The sequence below is a fragment of the Methanosarcina barkeri str. Wiesmoor genome, assembly GCF_000969985.1.
GTDB lineage: Archaea > Halobacteriota > Methanosarcinia > Methanosarcinales > Methanosarcinaceae > Methanosarcina > Methanosarcina barkeri_B.
Genome location: NZ_CP009526.1, coordinates 1,584,565 through 1,604,255, shown reverse-complemented (window position 1 = coordinate 1,604,255; position 19,691 = coordinate 1,584,565). Strand labels below are relative to the sequence as shown.

Here is a 19,691-nt window from a genome sequence, read left to right as displayed (position 1 = left end):
TCAGTAAAAATGATAAATTCTGCTTTTTGTGATGAAGAGAAACATATGCAAAAAATCATACTTATATAGAATTTTTGGCATGCTGCCACAAAAAATAAGTCCAAAGTATAAAATTCAGTTTCTGTAGAAATCCTCTGTTCAATCGCTGAAATATAACTTTGTAGCTCTGGTTATAAGTATTTGGTAATTTCTAAATTACAGGATTTCTACAAAAGCCGAGAATATGCCTACGTCATTTCCTTACACATAATGAGGATAATTAGCTGACCAGGTTGCAGAATCAGTTACAACTACAACTGGACATCCAGCATTTACCCATGCTGTGAGGCCGCCTTGAATGTTATATACTCTCTTGTAACCGGCATCTGCTATCATTTGACTTGCGGCGCTACCCCGTTTCCCGGTATAGCAGTAAACAACGATTTTTGTGTTTTTGTTTTTTGGCAGTTCATTCATCCGGTTAGGCAGTAACTGGTCGTCTGACAAATTAACAGGATCATGTGATGGCACATTTTTTAATGGTATTAATGTCGCGCCCTCAATATGAGAATAGCTATACTCTGCAGGCGTACGAACGTCCAGAAGGAATACTCCCTTATCTTCGAGTATGCTTTTAGCTTGACAAGCCGTAACATTTTCATATCCAGCTGTGACAGTACAACCAATCTTAGGTACTGCTCCTGCGATTCCCGGGACAATTATGAGAAGCGCAATAAGAATTGCAGCAAAACCTGATAAGTATTGTTTATTCAAGCCTATTCCTCCACTAATACAATCTTTATTTTTTCTTTAAGCTTTAGGGAAAATATAAGGCCTTAAAACATTTTGAAACAACACGTTGTATAACGTTTTATTTCTTAAAATACCGCCAAATTTAGATTTTTCTTAAAAATACTTTTTATTTTGTATAAAATTCAATTTTATTTTTAAAAAAATTGTAAAATCCACAGAGTGGACGAGTAACAGCTTTCGTAAACGTTTTTGAAACCTTCTATTACGAAGTAAAAGAAGATTATAACTGGAAATTGCCTTCATGATATTAAATGGTTTGGTTTACGGTTCAGAGAGCAAGAACTTACATTATAAGAGATATTACCCTCTAAAAAATCATTTTTGAAGGAATTTTAAACTTTAAATGTTTATAGACTTCAATTAGACTCTAATTTCAGTTAATACCGAGAAAAAGTGTTTATGGAACTTAAAAATGTTTTAAGAAGAAAAATAAGATATTAGTTTCTGCAAAAAATATCCTCAGAACAAAGAAAATAACGAGTTGTTCTTTTCTCTTTTTAATTTAAGCTTAAAATTGTTCAGATCTACAAAGTAAACCTTAGATCTTACAAATATTCCGTGTAATCATTTCCATGTTTTTAGGTTTGTTTCACCCGCATAAAAGCAAAAAGAGATTGAATTAACGTGGGCTATAGAACGTATAATTCTATATTTTTTGATCTACGAAGTTGAAGATTTTTATATTTCACCTGTAGCTTTGAGGAGAGGGGATTTTTTCTTGCCTTTTTAGGTAAAAGAATACTGGATTACTACAAACATATATAAACAAGAAGGAATAGCTACAGGAAACATAGCACAAACTTTGGCTTTGTAGAGATCCTCAGAAACAACTAATTTCTGTGAATTTGAGCGAATAAGATGATTATTTTATTTATTTGTTTTTCAGCCTATTGAAGTTAATTTTGAGAAGTTTTCTATGAAACCCAAAATTTGAAAAAAACGAGGCTTAATGCCTATTTTCAGGAGAATATCAGAGTTGGTAAACTTTAAAATGATTAAAAGATATTTTGTTTTAGTAGCCGGATTGTTTTTTATGGGATTAGGAGTAGACCTAATCACAAAATCAAACTTGGGGACGTCTCCAATTGCAAGCGTCTCATATGTACTTAGTTTGATATTTCCTCTTACATTTGGAGTAACCACTTTTTTAGTAAGCTTCCTGTTCATACTTATTCAAATATTGATACTAAAAACAGATTTTCCAAAGGAGCAATATCTTCAGGTACTGGTAGGTCCGATTTTTGGTTTCTTCATAGATTTTGGAATGAAAATATTTTCTTTCGTAGATTCAAAATTTTATTCTCAAGAAATCATTCTTCTACTGCTTGGTTGCATTCTTCTTGCTTTAGGAATACATTTGGAAGTTATTGCCAATGTAATCATAAACCCTGGTGAAGGCCTGGTGAAAACAATTGCTAATAAAACGAAAAAAGAGTTCGGGAATATAAAAATTATGTTTGATTGTACACTGGTTCTAACTGCAATTGTCATCTCACTTTTTGCTTTTAGAAGTATAAATGGATTGGGAGAAGGAACAATTATTTCTGCTATACTTGTAGGACACATTACAAAGATAATTAGAAATATTTCTCAAAATTTCAATATTGGGAAGTTACTTGTTAATTAAAAATATAAAGGTGAAATCTTGAACCAATTCATTTTGTTGGTCGTGCATTAGTAGGCGGTTAATATTTTGTGTTTGATTATTTTTCCTACATTCCGCAGTATTTTTTCGAAAATCAATATTTTTCCTGATAGCGTTTTTTGGACAGGTGCAAATAATTTGGATTTTTAGTGGTATTTGGTGAAAATTGAATGATATCGTTTTTTGCCTCTAAATCCACCACATAGTTGCTTTTACCTATTACATAAAAGTCCAATAAATCCATGTTTGATTGAAAATCAATAGCAGTAAAAATATGAATTTACGAAAATTTACTGCGGAAAGTGGGTTTTTGCTCGTTGAGTTTGTTTTCTAGGCTTATCTGCTTACAGGTAATTGAGTGTACATAAAGCAGAAAATGAGAGCGAAAAGCGAATGTGTGAGTACTCTAGTGTCGAGTCAAACATAAAATGTCGTATAAAACCTGTTTGACAGTTTGATTTTTATGTGGGAAGATTGTTTTCATATCCGTTGGAATGATAAGTAATATTATTTCAACAAATTTTTGCCCATTTTTTACGATTCTATTTGACAGATGATTTTCTATCTCTTGATGGCCATTTTTGTGATTTTTGACCAAATTTTTGGTATAGAATTTGACAGATAGCATGAATCTCAGATAAAATATAGATACTATCCAAAAAGTCAGGTCCAAAAGTGCTAAAATGGGATAAAAATCCTACTAATTTACCTTATAGTGATTGTGAAGCTGGAAAATCAGAGGCAATTTGACAAAATTTATGGATACTGTCAATTGATTTTTGACAAAAAATTGAAGCCTCTCACTAAATTTAATTTATACTGTCAAACTACGGATAAAATTGATTGCAATTATTTGGGATCATTGAATCCTTGATGATTGATTCGACACTAGTGCTTCGATCCCAAAATCGATTCCTTATTTCTCGGAAAAATCCTATCTTCGGATCTATTCTAAAACCAAGTTTTATGAACCTATTTCAGAATCGCAGTACTAAGGCCCCTTCACAGAACAACCTATGCATATTCCCGTCGGACTTTATGATTTTCACTATCATGGTCTCAGTCAGAGTTACAATAAATTATAAGTTGTATAGGTTATTTCGTTGCGGACACTAAAAGTATGTTTATAAATATAATATAAGTGCAAATAACAGAATATAAAAACTTTAATATGTCTTGTACAAAATAGAACCCGGTGAATATACGAAATGGCTGGAAATGCATTTTGCCGTGCTTGTGGTGCTGAGATATTAGACGAAACTGAGATATGTCCCAAATGTGGAGTCAGACAAAAACCAGCTCAAGTTAAGAATCCGGGATTAGCGGCTGTAGCTTCGTTTTTTTGGGTTGGATTAGGTCAAATATACAACGGACAGATAGGAAAAGGGCTATTATTTATGGTTATTGAAGGTATTAATATATTATTACTTTTTGTTGTAATCGGATTTATAACACTTCCTATATTCTGGGCATATGCTATTTATGATGCTTATAAAACAGCAGAGAAAATCAATAATAATACTGTTTAATTATGCAGGCCGTCTCAAAACTATATTTGATTCTACAATTGGATAAATTACTTCATTATGAGATTAACTCATATTTGAATTCGGAATGATTTTCTATCTGAATTTAAGTAAAAATATCGAGTATCCAACTGGAATAAATTAGCAAAGTTTTGAGACAGCCTCAAAAGAGCTGTCTTATCCCGTTTCTTAACAAACTTTCTCAATAATCTCTTCCAGCGTCAGAAGTTCCTGTTCTCCTGAAACCATATCTCTCAGAGTCAGTTTTCCGACTTCAAGTTCTTTTTCCCCGACTATAACCACGTAATCGGCGTTGATGGTATTTGCATAGGAAAGCTGGGCTTTGAAATTACGCTGCATGAGATCTACATGGACTGGCACGTACTTCCTTAATTTATTTGCAAAACCTATTGCTTTCAGGTGAAGATCGGGTTTCGAGATCAGCATAAGGGTTTTAGGAGCAGGGGGGGTGAGAGGACAGATTTCCATAATCCGGTCAAAACCTATTCCGAAGCCGGTTGAAGGCACGTCTCCGCCTCCGAAAAGCTTGATAAGCTGGTAAGAACCTCCACCACAGACCTGTTTCTGAGCTCCGAGGCCCTCGGCATAGACCTCAAAAACCATGCCTGTATAGTAATCAAGCCCGCGTGCAATCCCGAAGTCAAGAGAGTAATCGACTCCGTATGCGTCGAGAAGCTTAAGGGTTTTTTCAAAGCTTACAAGCTCAGGGATATTTCCTACGATTTTTATTACCTCTGGGAGGATACGCTTGCCTTCCAGTTTTATCAGGTGGAAAAGGTCGGACTTGAGCTGTTCTTCGGCTCCTATTTCTTCAAGCAGGGCTTCAAGGCCGGCGTACTCTTTTTTATCCACAAGCCGCATGACCTTGCTCACAATTTCGGGTTCAAGCCCGCTCAAGAGCGTACGTATGACCGCAAGGTTTCCGAGCTTCATGTCGCCCTTCACTCCGGCGGCTTTTAACATGGCATCGGCAAGGGCAATAACCTCGGCATCGGAATCAGGTTTTCCGCTTCCTATAAGTTCAACCCCGAACTGCCAGAACTCCCTGAAACGGCCTTTCTGGGGACGCTCATAGCGGAAACAGTTTTCGAAGTAGAACAATTTTAAAGGCTTCGGGAAAGGCTGAAGTTCGTTTATATACAGGCGCATGACAGGAGCAGTAAGCTCGGGCCTGAGGGTCATTTCCCTGCCGCCTTTGTCCGTAAAATTGTAGAGTTCCCCTATGATCCCTTCCCCTGATTTAAGGGTGAAAAGGTCCAGATGTTCAAACGTGGGCGTAATGATTTCACTGTAGCCCCATTTGCGGGCAACATCTCGCATAACACTTTCCACGTATCTTCTCCGGGCAGTATCGGCAGGTAAAAAGTCCCGGGTCCCTCTTGGTCTATTAACTGTCATTTTTAAATGCACCTGATAATCAAATTTAAAACAATTATTTTAAGGCTTAATTTAGAGTTTTTACTTTAAGGTATAATTTTACTTTAAGGTATAATTTGGAGCTTTTTAGCGCCTCTGGACTGTACTAGTTAAAAGCAATCTATTTTACTTTTTCGATGCTAGCTAAAGCCACCAAAAAAATAACAGCTTAAATACAAAACTAATATATTTCTCTTGTAAAATAAAGTAGAATGGATTCCAGAAGCCGAAGTTTTCGCAATCAAACAATTGTAAAGCAAATAAAGGCAAGCTTACGTTGAATAATATAATAAGCAGATTAATATACATGATTCACACTAAATATTTGCGATTACCGTGTCCGAGCAAAGAAGTGTACCTTTAAGGAAACATCTACTGGACCTGAAGCCCTGCAGGCATGGAGGGTTAGTTCAGGAAACATCTGAAACTTATGGGATTCCTGAAAGTGAAATTATTGACTTCAGTGCAAACTTTAATCCTCTGGGAAACCCTTTTGAGCATCCAGAAAGCGGATTGAACTTTGATGAGATTCTTAATACTGGTTTTAAGAAACTTACCGAATATCCTGACAACAGGTATCCTGAGTTTCGAGAAGCTGCTGCAAAGTTCGTAGGGCTTGGAGTAGGCCCAAAGAATATCATTCCGGGTAACGGTTCAACGGAAATTATCAGACTTGTAGTGGAATGCGTAGTTGAAAAAGGAGATACTGTCCTTCTACCCTGGCCCACTTTCGGAGAATACGAAATGCAGTGCCGGATTATGGGAGCAGAACTGCAGTATCCAAGCCAGGACGAAGTCGAAACACTTCCTGACGAGCTTCTGGAAAAAGCAAAAATCCTGTTCATCTGCAACCCCAATAACCCGACAGGGAAACTCCGTACCCGAAAAGAAATCAAGGCTCTTGCAGAACGCTGCACGCAGCACAAAACCCTTCTTTTTGTGGACGAAGCTTTTATAGAGCTTTCAGACCCTTCGCAGAGTGTTGCAGACCTTACAGTAAACAATAATTACGTTTTTGTCATGCGTTCCCTTACAAAGGACTTTGCAATCCCGGGAATCCGGATGGGCTTCGGAATAGCTTCCCCTGAAGTGGCTGAAATCCTGGATACAGCCAGGCTTTCCTGGAACCTCGGAACCGTGGCAGACGCTGTAGCAACTTCCCTTCTTAATATTGAAGGCGGGATTGAAAACCCATACCTGAAAAAAGCGAGGGACATGATCAGGGAAGAAGGAGAGGTTTTTAAAGCTAAACTCGATAGTATAAGAGGTTTTAAAGCTGGAGAAGTGAATGTAAACTTTATCCTGGTTGATATCAGCAAATTCATGCTTGATTCAACGGAATTAACTGCACGTATGGCAGCTCGTGGAGTTCTTATAAGGGACTGTTTTTCCCTCCACGGCCTTGGAAAGGATTACATAAGGCTTGCAGTCCGGACTGCCGAAGAAAACGACAGGCTAATTACTGCAGTCGGGGATGTAATTACCGAGTGGGGTAGAGAACAGGCAAAACAAGAACTGAAGAATGTGATCGAAAAGGCTTCTGAAGAAGGCATTGGAGGCAGGAAAACCTGTGAATATTATCCCTGCCACTTTAAAGGCCAGAACTGTACCTTCTGCTTCTGTCCGTTCTATCCCTGTGAAGACGAGCGCACAGGAGGAAAATGGATCCAGAGCTCAAGAGGCGGAAAAATCTGGAGCTGTGTTGACTGTCATCTGGTTCACAAGACAGAAACTGCACAGAAAATCCTTGACTGCCTTATGCAGGAAGGAGATACGGACGAACTCGTAAAAGTTGCCTGGAAGAAAGTGATGGAGCCTATCCTATGATTGTACCAGACAGCGGGCATCTTGCTCTGGTACTTTTGCTTGCAGCCGCTATAGACATAGTTTTTGGGGAGCCGCCTGCTGCCGTACACCCTGTCGTGTGGATAGGAAAATTAATCAATGTTTTAAAAAATGCAGCTCCTCAGACCCACAGGAAAGCCTATGGAGTTGCAATGGCTTTTTGCTGTGTTTTTTTTGCAGCTTTTCTGGGTTACTCCGTGCTTTACATTGCAGCCCTTCCGGGAATTCCCAGGGTGCTTGCCCTTCTTATAGAGGCATATTTCCTGAAAGCCACCTTTGCTGTTAACTGCCTGCTCGGCCCTGCAAAGGAGATTTATGGGCATCTCGAAGCAAACAGGCTTGAGAATGTCCGGGAACTACTCCCAATATATGTAAGCCGGAACACTTCAAAACTTACCAGAACTCAGATGTCTTCCGCAGTTATCGAATCCGTATCCGAAAACTATGTTGACGGCATCCTGAGCCCCATTTTTTATTATACCCTTTTTGGGGAATTCGGGCTTGTGGCGGCATATGCATTTAAAGCCATAAGTACTCTGGATTCAATGGTTGGGTACAAAACCGAACCCTACAGGGAACTTGGTTACTTCTCAGCGAAAGCCGATGACGTATTGAACTGGATCCCTGCCCGCATCTCCGTTATATTCATTCTCGCAGCAGCTTTTACAGTGTCGCTGCTCTCGAAAAAACAGGGAAAAACTTCTCCCCTTAACAGCATAAAGAGTGCTCTTGAAGACGGAATGAAAACTCCGTCTCCCAATTCCGGCTATCCCATGGCAGCTACTGCAGGAGCGCTCGGAGTCAAACTTGAAAAACCCGATACTTATATACTTGGGGCTTTATATCCCCCGACCGAAGTAAAGGATATAAAAAGGGTATCCCAATTAATAGCAATTGCTTCAGGCTTCTCGCTTGCTGCCTGTGCGGCAATAATTCAGTTAGCAGGGATATACCTGTATCCGTGACCCTTCCTTTGCCTGCAAGAGCCTGATTCCTGAGATAATCCAAATCCTTCATGGGAATACGGGTTTTGAGAAAAGCCAGTGTATAGCGTTAAAGATTTTCGAAAGCTAATAAAACCATTTTTTAACACCCCGAAGTGATCATATGAAGTTATCCGATATTGAGGAAAGAGACCTGAAAAAAGGGCAGCCTGAGAAAATAGAAGAAAAAGCTACAGTCAACATCCTCGATGTCCTTGCTGAAGAAGGCATCAGTGTTCAGGACCTTGCTGATACAGCTTTGGAAATGTATGTTCCCCATCCAGGGCTTGAGACCAGAGAGAAAGCCGACGCTTTATTTAAAAGGGAACTTAAGTACGCACTTTCAGATCCAAACCTCTGCCTTCTAATCTACTCCGGGATCTTGCTGGAGCGAGAAGGTAGGGCAGGAACCCTTCCGAACCTCAGCAAAAGTTCTTATGAAAAGGACCTTACTTTTATAATTGCGGATGAAGTGCTCGGCACAAGTATTGCAACCTATATAAGCGGTTCCAAGGGAGCTTTTGAATTTGTCAGGTTTGACAAACAGAAGCCTGGAATCCTTGCAAAGCTCGGGCCTTTTATGGATGACGTTATCGGGGGCCTTATAGGAGGCGTGTCTTCCAATATGTATTCAAGAGGTATGGCAGAATTTGTAGGAAAGGACTGAAAGAAGGAAAGGATTGAAAAACAGGCGGTGCACGATGAATTCATATTTGCTTGCTTTTAAATCTGGGTTTGGCTTCCTGTCCACCATCCCTGTGGGAATCAGCATGGAAGGAATCGACGAACTCATGAAGAAAATCTACTTTTATCCCGTAGTGGGAGCCGTACTCGGGCTTCTCATAGGGGCAGTTGCATTCATAGGGCAGGTAATATTTCCTGGTCCTGTGCTTGCAGCCCTTCTAATGGGATTCATATATTATATTACAGGTTTTAATCACCTTGATGGTATCACGGATATCGGGGACGGTTTTATGGCCCACGGGTCACTTGAGAAAAAAATCAAGGCCCTGAAAGACACGACCATCGGGACAGGAGGCGTGTCCTTCTGTATTCTCTTATTACTTACTCTGTATGGTTCGATAAGGGCAGTACAGCAAGAAGGTTCCGCCGTTTTTGGGTCTAACCTTCCGGTTTTAATGTTTGAATCAATGTTTATTGCAGAGGTCAGTGCAAAACAGTCCATGCTAACTATTGCTGCCTTTGGAAAGCCCATACCTCCACGGGAAAAACAGGCTTATCCTGGCTTGGGAGCTATGACTATAAACGGAGCAACCAGAAAGAACTTTCTGATTGGATTTGTATTCGGAGCCATCGTTTGCTTTCTGCCTTTTGGGTGGATAGGACTGTTGCCTTATCTGGGAGCCTGCCTGGTGGCTCTGGTGATTCTTAACCGAAGCTATGCTCATTTCGGAGGATTAAATGGCGACGGAATTGGTACTGCTAACGAAATTGGTCGGGTAACTGCACTCATAATTCTCGCAGTTCTCCTGCAACTTTCATTAAACGGATACATGGGAGGTTTTAAATGGACGCTATTGTAATGGCAGGGGGGTTTGGACAGAGGCTTGGAATGGGGGAAAAGCCCTGTGTTGAACTGCTTGGAAAACCACTTATCGCTTACGTGATAGATACCCTCAGGGCCTCAGAAAATATAGACAGGGTTTTCGTAGCGGTTTCACCTGTTACCCCCAGGACAGAAATTATGATCCAGGAACGCTACAAAGGAGAAGTTCGAGTAATCAGGACTTTTGGCGGAAACTATGTAGGGGATATGATCCATGCAGTCGAAACCGCAGAAACCGTTGGGCCTGTAATGATTATTATGTCAGACCTTCCCCTTATAAACTCTGAACTTATCGATTCTGTAATCGAGAAATATAAGGAAGAAGGAAAGCCGGCGCTTTCGGTATATGTTCCTATCAATGTCTGTAAAGGAGCCGGAATCAGGCCGGATACGGTCTTTAACAAAGATGGAAAGCTGATAGTACCTGCCGGAATTAATATTCTAGACAGTTCTCAAATCCGAAAAGAACAGGAAGATTTTAATCTAATACTTGATAATCCCAAACTAGCAATAAACGTAAATACTGTTGAGGATTTGCAGCACTGCAAGGAGATGCTGCAGGGCCAAGACTAAAAAACTTATAGAGGTGTCATAGATTCTATCTGTAAAAAACCTGGTGTTGAGCCGCGATGGGAAGAAAATCCTGCGAGGGGTCAATCTTGAGGTAGGCGACCGGGAAATTCACAGCATTATCGGTGCAAACGGTGCAGGAAAAAGTACCCTTGCCTATACCCTGATGGGACTCCAGGGTTATGAACACGAGGAAGGCAGCCTCATCTTTAATGGGGAAGATATTTCAAAACTTTCAATAACTGAACGTGCAAGAAAAGGCATTACTCTTGCCTGGCAGGAACCCGCCCGCTTTGAAGGGCTGAAAGTCAGAGATTACCTGGCAATCGGGGCAAAAGGCAATGGAGGCGTTACCGAAGAAGAGCTGAAAGAGGCCCTGAGGAAAGTAGATCTTAAACCTGAAAAATACCTGTACAGGGAAGTTGGAGAGGCGCTCAGTGGAGGCGAAAGAAAACGCATAGAGCTTGCATCCATAATTACAATGAGGCCAAAGCTTGCTATTCTCGACGAACCCGATTCCGGAATTGATGTCGTTTCCTTAAAGGAAATCGTAAACCTGATACAAACTTTTAAAGAAAACGGCTCCTCAGTACTTGTAATTACACACAGAAAGGAAATCGCAGCCGCTTCCGATAAAGCATCCCTGATGTGCGAAGGGGTTATCCTCAGGAGCGGAGACCCTCTGGAAATCAGTGAATTTTTCAAAAACAGGTGCATACCTTGCGATAGCAGGATATCCCCACAAAAGGCGGCCTGAAAAATGACTCAGATAACTCTTAATACACTTTCCAGCGAAACCAAAGATATGGACGCAGCCTATTCGGCAGCCGGAGGAGATGCTGCAGTCCTGCATAATCATGAGCTTGCAAGTCTTGTGATAAGTGGAAATAAAGTGCTTAATGCAAACGGGATAGAAGGAATTGTGCTCGAACCCCAGGAGACAGAACATGGGGTGGACGTTAAACTGACCATTAAGAAAGGGTACAAAATTCCACTTCCCGTCCACCTTTGCTTCGGGCTTATTCATGAAGACGGGCTCCAGGAAATAAATATGAATTTTATAGCCGAAGAAGACTCGGCTGTTGAACTCGTCGCTCACTGTACATTTCCCAATGCTGTAAAGATCATTCATAGAATGGATGCTCAAATGCATGTAGGAAAAAATGCCTCCCTAAAATATACTGAAACGCACTTCCATGGTCCCCACGGAGGAATTCAGGTAATCCCAAAGTCCCATATAAGAATAGAGGAAGGAGGCAGCTACTACACAAATTTCTCACTTGTCTCGGGCAGGGTAGGGTATCTGGAATTCGACTACGATGTGGAAGCTGAAAAAGACTCTGTCTGTGAAATGGTTACCAAAGTCTATGGGAAAAAGGATGACAAAATAAAAATCCTGGAAAAAGTATCCCTCAATGGGGAAAATGCCAGAAGTGTGATCAAAAGTCGACTGGCCATTACCGAAGATGCGGAGTCGGAGTTCAGGGGAATTACTGAAGGTCACGCCCCAAGATCAAGGGGGCACGTAGACTGCATGGAGGTTCTTCAGGGCAATGCAAAAGCCGAAGCTGTTCCCATTGTACGTGTCGATAATCCTCTGGCCAAAGTAACTCACGAAGCTGCAATTGGATGTGTGGATAAAAAAGAAGTCGAAACTCTTATGGCCCGTGGTCTTGAAGAAGACGATGCTATTGATACTATTGTAAAGGGAATGCTGGCCTGAAGCCTCTTATTCCCTTTTACAGGCCACCAATTATGTGTACCAGTAAGGAAATTCAGGAAGTTTTCCCGGAAATTAACAAAAGGGAACCAAAATTTAGTTTGAGTAAGAGGTGGGAAAGTATTATTGGTGAAATTATTATATTTGAGAAAAAATATTCAGAAAAAAACCTGCAACTTATTACCGGAAAAAAAGATATATCTTCGCACTACCAGGATATTCCTGAAGAAATGCTGCTTTTAAGTGAAGTTATAGAAGACCCCCTCAAACTCCCTTACTTGCTGGAAGCTTTCTATACTGCGCCGATTAAGAATGAAAAAGCATTTCACTTCGCACTCGTAAGAGTCCAGGTTGACTCTGACCTCAGGATGCATGAGGATATCCAGAAATACCAGCAAAGGAAGTATGTAGCCGAAACCCTGGAAAAGCTGCTCTATGGAGAGCTTATGCTCTCTGTAGGAGAAAACTCAGGCATAGAAGGGGATTAATTGCTTTACTTATTTTTTTATAGCTTTTTGTAATAAAACCTTCGGTTCTTCATTAATTTTAGATTAAATTTTAGAAAATCCTTTGATTTTTCATTGGTTTTATACAAAAGATTATTAAGTTCATGATGGAAAAATTCATGATGGAAAAATTCATAATGGAAAAATTCATGATGGAAAAGTATATGATGGAAGAGTATATGCTAAAAATGAATCTTTTCCATTAATGTTACACCGATACTACAATGTTGCAGGATATGAAATAAACATTGAAGAATTATTAATTAAGATCAACTTTTCTCCTCGAAAGCTAACGAGCTTTAATACTTTCACCAGAAAAATCCTTAGGATATTCTATTGAGGATAGCTGTTACGAGTATAGCTGTTACCGAGTAAATATTTTTTAGCACGGAAATGCTGCCATCTGCAAGTACTTTCATTGGTTGTGCATTTTGTTCAATGAATATCATGTTCGTTTTCTTTGTCGTTTTCTTTGGAAACTTCTTCATTCTGAAAGTTTTTAAATTTTGGTTATAGATTAAAAGAAAACCAGAAATATGATCTACAATAATTCTGTTAATTCCAGTGAGCAATGGCCCTCTGAAAAATCTGAAAATGGCTTCAAAAATCCAGATTTAGACTTAAATTCTGAAGGCTACAAGGTTATCTTCGAGGTGTATGCTCCAAGCACATCTACAAGAAGTATGTTCCAAGCACATCTGCAGAAAGTTAGTTCATGAATAGAAACTTTTTCATTTTCTATTATTTTTGGTTCAGAAAATAAATTTTAATTTCCTAAATCTCTGTTTTTGAAACTCTTAGATTATATAAAAACTCAGATTAGTATAAAAATTCAAATATATACTGTAAAGAATGAATTCATTTATTATCAAGCTTTCCAGTTAATAGAAGAAAAATTATTATCTTTTAACTTACAAGTATTCTACATAATTCTGTAAAGTATTCTTTATCTTGTCATCTTTAGAATTACACATGGTTGCAATAATCAACTTAACCCAAAAACTCTGGCTTCAATGAATTGCTATATTATTTTTATAAAGTCGGTTAAGTTTCAAGGTTATTCAAAACTCAACAAATTTAAATGATCCATATAATGGCGGTCTAAAATGAAAGGAAAGAATTGTAATAGAGAACTTAGGAGGCGAACCTTAAATAAAGTTTTGGGGATGGCGGTACTTGCTTTTTTAATGTTAGTGAGCATAGCAGGCGCCGCGCCATTTGCATACATTACAAATGCAGAGAGTAACAGTGTCTCTGTAATTGACACAGCCACAAACAAAGTTACAGCTGCAATACCTGTAGGGTCCAATCCTATGGGAGTTGTAATTAATCCGAACGGGACAAGGGTTTACGTAGGAAATGTCCTTAGTAATGATGTATCTGTAATCGACACGGCAACAAATAATGTTATAACCACAGTGAGTGTAGGAAATTCACCCCAGGGGGTTGCAGTTAGCCCTAACGGAAATAAAGTATATGTAACAAACCGATATAGCAACAATGTTTCTGTGATTGATACCACCGCAAATACTGTTGTAAGCACAGTGAATACAGGAAAGTACCCTGAAGGAGTAGCGGTAAGTCCAGATGGAAAAAAAATATATGTAACAAATTACGCGGACAATACTGTCTCTATAATTGACACTGCCACGAAAGCTATTATAACCACGGTATCCGTAGGAAAAGGTCCTAAAGAAATTGTGGTCACACCAGACGGGAACAGGGTGTACGTGGTAAACTACGATGGCAGGAGTATCTCCATAATTGACACGGCAACAAACAGTGTTACAAACACGGTGAAGCTTGGGGGAACTCCCTTTGGAGTCGCAGTCAATCCAGATGGAAAAAAGGTGTATGTGACCAATAACGCTGAACATTTCAGTACTGTATCGGTAATTGACACGGCAACAAACAAAATTATATCCACGATACCTGTAGGCCCCGATCCTGTGGGAATTTCAGTCACACCGGATGGAAAAAAAGTATATGTAGCAATCAATTTCTATAACACTGTCTCTGTAATTGACACTGCTACTAACGCTGTTACAGCCACGATGCTTGTAGGAAACAGCCCTTACGCTTCAGGCCAGTTTATAGGTTCTATCCCAATACAACCAGTTTATCCCTTAGCGAACTTCAGCAGCAATATCACATCAGATTATGTTTTCCTTTCTGTACCTGTGCAGTTTACAGATCTCTCAAAAAATGCAACTAAATGGGTCTGGGACTTTGGAGACGGGTCTGGTTCAACAAAGCAGAATCCCACGCATACCTATTCTACAACAGGAATTTATACTGTTAGCCTGAAGGTAAACAATTCAAACGGTACAGATTCAAAACTTGCTACAGTAAATGTTGTACCAAAAGGTTCTCCTGCACCTTCATATGCATTTATTACAAATCTCAACAGCAACACTGTTTCTGTAATTAACACAGGAAACAATACTCTTACAGCCACAGTGCCCGTAGGGACCGAGCCTTTTGGAGCTGCAGTTAACCCGGATGGAACAAAAGTATATGTGACAAATACCAAGTATGGCGAGAGGGGTACGGTTTCTGTAATTGACACAGCAACAAACAAGGTTACAGCTATTGTGGATGTAGGCCATAAATATAGTCCCTGTGGAATTGCAGTCACACCGGACGGAAAAAAACTATACGTGGCGGATCGTGATATCAAAGCTGTCTCTATAATTGATACATCTACAAACACTGTTACAGCCACCGTGCCTGTAGGAGTTAATCCACTAGGGGTTGCAATCACAACGGATGGAAAAAAAGTATATATAACGAACCGTTATAGCAACACTGTTTCTGTAATTGATACCAGTACAAATAATGTTATATCGACTGTGGAAGTTGGATCTGGCCCCTGTGGAGTTACAATTAACCCGATGGGAACAGAACTATATGTGACGAATTGTGAAAGCAATACTATTTCTATAATTGAAATAAGTTCAAATACTGTTACATCCACAGTACCTGTAGGGGAATGGCCTATGGGGATTGCAGTAACTCCTGATGGAAAAAAGGTATATGTGGTAAATGAAGGCAGCAACAACGTATCGGTAATCGATACCGCAACAAAAACTGTTATAGCGACTGTGAAAGTCAGAAAAAGCCCTTACGGAATTGCAATCACTCCTGATGGAAAAAAGGTATATGTAGCAAACTCCGGTAATAGCGATAATCTCGGAAACACTGCCTCTATAATTGACACTGCTACAGACAGAGTTACAGCCACAGTAAACACAGGTTTCCGTCCTATTGCTTTCGGTCAATTTATTGGTCCTCTTCCAGCACAACCAGTTTATCCTGTTGCAAACTTCAGCAGCAATGTCACATCCGGTTACGCTCCTCTTTCAGTCAAGTTTACGGATTTCTCGATGAATGCGGATGGTTGGAGCTGGGACTTTGGAGACAAATCCACTTCGACACAGCAGAATCCAGCACACACTTACTCCAGGGCAGGGAATTACAATGTAACGCTTACAGTAAACAATAAAAACGGTACTGATTCGAAAATTGCCACAGTAACTGTTCTGGCACATCCAGGATTTTCTGCCTCCCCAACTTCAGGAAAATCGGCACTTGGCGTTAGTTTTACTGACCAGAGCACAGGATCGCCAGCCTCATGGAAATGGACTTTTGGAGATGGAACTTATTCAACGGAAAAGAACCCTGTGCATACATATCGAAAGTCAGGAAAATATTCAGTTACGTTGACATTGAACGAAACTGGAAACAAGACTGCAGTAACAAAATCCAGCTATATAACTGTTTCAAACGGGTATGAAGCTCCCATTGCTGCTTTCTCTGCATCTCAGGTTTCAGGAAAAGCACCTCTTACTGTTAGTTTTACTGATCAGAGTACCGGATCGCCAACCTCAAGGAAGTGGACTTTTGGAGACGGTACATATTCAACCGGGAAGAACCCTGTACATACATACAGCAAAGCAGGATTATATTCTGTTACATTAGCAGTAAGTAATGCAGATGGTAGTAATACATTAACAAAAACCGGCTATGTTGCTGTTTCAAACGTTTTAAATCCACCTGTCCCCAGCTTTTCTGCATCCCTTACTTCAGGAAAAGCACCTTTAGCGGTTGATTTTTCTGGCAAGGGCACAGGATCACCAACTTCATGGAAATGGTCTTTCGGAGATGGGAATACTTCAACAGAAAAGAATCCTGTGCACACATTCAACAAATCAGGACTTTATTCTGTAACATTGAGAGCAAGTAATGAAAAAGGCAGTAATGCCTTGACAAAAACCGGCTGTATTGCTGTATCAAGCACATTAAATATTCCTGTTTCCAAATTCACTGCGTCCCCTACTTCAGGAAAAGTGCCTTTTACAGTTAGTTTTACTGACCAGAGCACAGGATCGCCAACTAAATGGAAATGGATTTTTGGAGATGGAACTAATTCAACCGAAAAAAATCCGGTACATACATACAATGAATCAGGGCTTTACCCTGTTAAATTGACAGTGAGTAATGCAAATGGTAGTAATGCCTTGACAAAAACCGGTTATATTGCTGTCGTCTCAAACGTTTTAAACAACACAACTGTTTCCAAATTTTCAGCTTCCCCAACTTCAGGAAAAACACCTCTTACTGTTAGTTTTACTGACCAGAGCATAGGGTCACCAGCTGCATGGAAATGGACTTTTGGAGATGGAACTAATTCAACCGAAAAGAATCCGGTACACACATACAATAAATCAGGAAATTATACTGTTGCTTTGACGACGACTAATGAGGAAGGCAGTGATAAGGTGCAAAAATCAAACTGTATAAATGTAACTCCTGTAAACGGTAGTGTGGTATCGAGCCCAGGGTATATTGTTCCTGTCACCGCCTTTTCAGCAACTCCAACTGTAGGAAGTATGCCTCTTAAGGTTAGTTTTACTGACCAGAGCACAGGCTTTCCAACTTCATGGACATGGAATTTTGGGGATCGGAACACTTCAAAAGAGAAAAATCCTGTACACACATACAATAAATCCGGTAGATACGCAGTTACATTGACAACAAGTAACGCGAACGGCAGTAATACTTTGACAAAATCCAGCTATATTTATGTATCAAACGTTTTATCTCCTCCTGTCACTGGTTACTTTGCATCCCCTGCTTCAGGAAATATGCCTCTTAAGGTAATTTTTACTGACCAGAGCACAGGGTCACCAATGGCATGGAGATGGACTTTTGGAGATGGGAACACTTCAAAAGAGAAAAATCCGGTACATAAATACAATAAGTCCGGACGATATACTGTTACATTGACAGCAAGTAATGCAAATGGTAGTAATACCTTGACAAAATCAGGTCATGTTGTTGTGTCAAGCGTTTTAGCTGCTCCTGTTGCCAGCTTCTCTGCGTCTCCTACTTTAGGAAAAGCCCCACTTACTGTTAGTTTTACGGACCAGAGTACAGGGTCGCCAACTAAATGGAAATGGGCTTTCGGAGACGGGAATACTTCAACAGAAAAGAATCCTGTGCATACATATAATAAATCAGGGCTATATTCTGTTACATTGACAGCAAGTAATGCAAACGGCAGTAATACCTTGACAAAAACCGACTACATTGCTGTCTCAGGTGTTTTAACTGCTCCTGTTGCCGGTTTCTCTGCGTCCCCACTTTCAGGAAAAGTGCCTTTTACGGTTAGTTTTACTGATCAGAGTACCGGATCACCAACCTCATGGAGATGGATTTTTGGAGATAGGAACACTTCTACAGAGATGAATCCTGTGCACACATACAATAAATCAGGACTATATTCTGTTACATTGACAGCAAGTAATGCAAACGGCAGTAATGCACTGATAAAAACCGGCTATATTGCGGTTTCAAACTCCCTTGACGCTGCTTTTTCTGCATCTCCAACTTCAGGATCTGTACCGCTTAATGTCAGTTTTACTGACAATAGCACCGGATCACCAACTTCATGGAGATGGGCCTTTGGAGATGGAAATACTTCAACCGAAAAGAATCCTGTACATATGTACAACAAAACAGGACGATATACTGTTAGTTTAACCGTAGATAATTTAGAAAGCAGCAGTACTGAAACCAGAACCAGATACATTATAGTTAGTAATTGAGTATCTTAGATAGAAGTACAGGGACAAAAAACAATATGCTTTAACCTGGATATGCAGTTAAAAAACAGAAGGCAAAAACATCTCTAAGAAATATATAAATTAATAATTAAAAAAATGAAAGAGTAATAAGCAAATAGAAAAAATGTAAATATTCAAGAGTAGGACTTGCCCTCAATAGAGGAAAGAATGATTCAGGAAGCTCCTCCCTCGAACCTGAGCCATAAGATGAAGGATTCAGGGAAGAGCAATTCACAGAAGATACCAGTCAGCATCATCAACAGAAAGATCTTCTTTAAGACCTACTTTTCTCTTTGGAAGCTTAAGAGCATCCGTAATCGCGTCTGAAAAGTCCTGAAGGTACTCTCTTGAGGAAAGGCTGTTATAAATAAAAGGCTTATCTGGCTGAATCATCTTCTGAATCGTTGATTCTCTCGGCACGATGTCAACTTCTACGTCAACCATTTCTACGGCTTTTTCCATTGCAGTTCGGAAATCCCCAATACAGTAAGCTATTCTGTGTTTGTAATTATCCCTTGTTTTTTCAAGATAAGCAGCAAGTCTTTCACTTTCCATTTTTATGAAATCTCGCTTGATCTTTGCCACGTTGCATTTACCCATCATAAAGCTGTAATGCATGAATGGGTATTGCGTATCAAGTTCCCGTGGGGTAATTCCACAGGTTCCGAAGGTTACTATATGTACATCTTCAGGTTTTGCAATCCCGAAGATTATTCGATCGAATTTTTTGTGAGAGGGACTTTCATGATAGGGTTTCCTTTTGGCACAGGGAACAAAAATACATAGTTCCCTATAAGGAGCTTCGTATTCGTTCAGGACCCATTCATTAGCCCTTATCATATCCGGGTGATAAATTACCCTATCAGTGTCAAGAGGTTCTTTAGAACGCTCATCTTCAGGAATAATGGGTTTCATAAACTTCAAGCTAATTGAGCCTGGAAATTATATATATAGTTAACTAACTTCGGTAGC

The 19,691-nt window shown here is 39.8% G+C and carries 14 protein-coding genes; 11 read left to right on the top strand and 3 right to left on the bottom strand.

Features of this window, described 5'->3' with window-relative positions:
- Positions 1–240: 240 nt before the first annotated feature.
- Positions 241–753, bottom strand: coding sequence for a rhodanese-like domain-containing protein (locus MSBRW_RS06850; RefSeq protein WP_011308361.1), 513 nt, complete (start codon positions 751–753; stop codon positions 241–243).
- A gap of 1,015 nt (positions 754–1,768) precedes the next feature.
- On the opposite strand from MSBRW_RS06850, the gene MSBRW_RS06845 reads away from it, so the two are divergent.
- The gene (locus MSBRW_RS06845; protein WP_048103041.1) at positions 1,769–2,419 is read left to right on the top strand and encodes a YczE/YyaS/YitT family protein; all 651 of its coding nucleotides are present in this window, start codon (positions 1,769–1,771) and stop codon (positions 2,417–2,419) included.
- A gap of 1,226 nt (positions 2,420–3,645) precedes the next feature.
- On the top strand, positions 3,646–3,966 hold the full coding sequence (locus tag MSBRW_RS06835; RefSeq protein WP_011308363.1) for a zinc-ribbon domain-containing protein: 321 nt from the start codon (positions 3,646–3,648) through the stop codon (positions 3,964–3,966).
- Between the two features lie 186 nt (positions 3,967–4,152).
- Here MSBRW_RS06835 and hisS read toward each other — a convergent pair whose 3' ends face one another.
- Entirely contained in the window at positions 4,153–5,382 is a 1,230-nt protein-coding gene (hisS, locus tag MSBRW_RS06830) for a histidine--tRNA ligase (protein ID WP_011308364.1), read from the bottom strand.
- Positions 5,383–5,736: 354 nt separating this feature from the next.
- Between hisS and cobD the strand changes: the two genes are divergently transcribed.
- The 9 genes from cobD (at position 5,737) to MSBRW_RS06780 (ending at position 18,701) form a co-directional block, all read left to right on the top strand.
- Positions 5,737–7,227 (top strand): threonine-phosphate decarboxylase CobD, encoded by a 1,491-nt coding sequence (gene cobD / locus MSBRW_RS06825; RefSeq protein ID WP_011308365.1) that lies wholly within the window; start codon positions 5,737–5,739, stop codon positions 7,225–7,227.
- Entirely contained in the window at positions 7,224–8,210 is a 987-nt protein-coding gene (locus tag MSBRW_RS06820; RefSeq protein ID WP_011308366.1) for a cobalamin biosynthesis protein, read from the top strand. The genes cobD and MSBRW_RS06820 overlap by 4 nt, the downstream gene beginning before the upstream one ends.
- 142 nt (positions 8,211–8,352) lie before the next feature.
- Positions 8,353–8,895 (top strand): alpha-ribazole phosphatase CobZ, encoded by a 543-nt coding sequence (gene cobZ, locus MSBRW_RS06815; RefSeq protein ID WP_011308367.1) that lies wholly within the window; start codon positions 8,353–8,355, stop codon positions 8,893–8,895.
- 34 nt (positions 8,896–8,929) lie between these two features.
- Positions 8,930–9,772: an adenosylcobinamide-GDP ribazoletransferase gene (gene cobS, locus MSBRW_RS06810; RefSeq protein WP_011308368.1), complete on the top strand. Its 843-nt coding sequence runs from the start codon at positions 8,930–8,932 to the stop codon at positions 9,770–9,772.
- Positions 9,757–10,368, top strand: coding sequence for an NTP transferase domain-containing protein (locus tag MSBRW_RS06805; protein WP_011308369.1), 612 nt, complete (start codon positions 9,757–9,759; stop codon positions 10,366–10,368). Before cobS ends, MSBRW_RS06805 begins: the two co-directional genes overlap by 16 nt.
- Before the next feature lie 43 nt (positions 10,369–10,411).
- A complete protein-coding gene (locus MSBRW_RS06800) occupies positions 10,412–11,122 on the top strand; it encodes an ATP-binding cassette domain-containing protein (protein ID WP_011308370.1) in 711 nt (236 codons plus the stop codon).
- A gap of 3 nt (positions 11,123–11,125) precedes the next feature.
- Positions 11,126–12,088, top strand: coding sequence for a SufB/SufD family protein (locus MSBRW_RS06795; protein ID WP_011308371.1), 963 nt, complete (start codon positions 11,126–11,128; stop codon positions 12,086–12,088).
- 32 nt (positions 12,089–12,120) lie between these two features.
- On the top strand, positions 12,121–12,573 hold the full coding sequence (locus MSBRW_RS06790) for a hypothetical protein (RefSeq protein ID WP_011308372.1): 453 nt from the start codon (positions 12,121–12,123) through the stop codon (positions 12,571–12,573).
- A gap of 1,124 nt (positions 12,574–13,697) precedes the next feature.
- Entirely contained in the window at positions 13,698–18,701 is a 5,004-nt protein-coding gene (locus tag MSBRW_RS06780) for a PKD domain-containing protein (protein ID WP_011308373.1), read from the top strand.
- 249 nt (positions 18,702–18,950) lie between these two features.
- On the opposite strand, the gene MSBRW_RS06775 is transcribed toward MSBRW_RS06780, so the two are convergent.
- The gene (locus MSBRW_RS06775) at positions 18,951–19,634 is read right to left on the bottom strand and encodes a DUF5591 domain-containing protein (RefSeq protein WP_011308374.1); all 684 of its coding nucleotides are present in this window, start codon (positions 19,632–19,634) and stop codon (positions 18,951–18,953) included.
- Between the last annotated feature and the right edge of the window lie 57 nt (positions 19,635–19,691).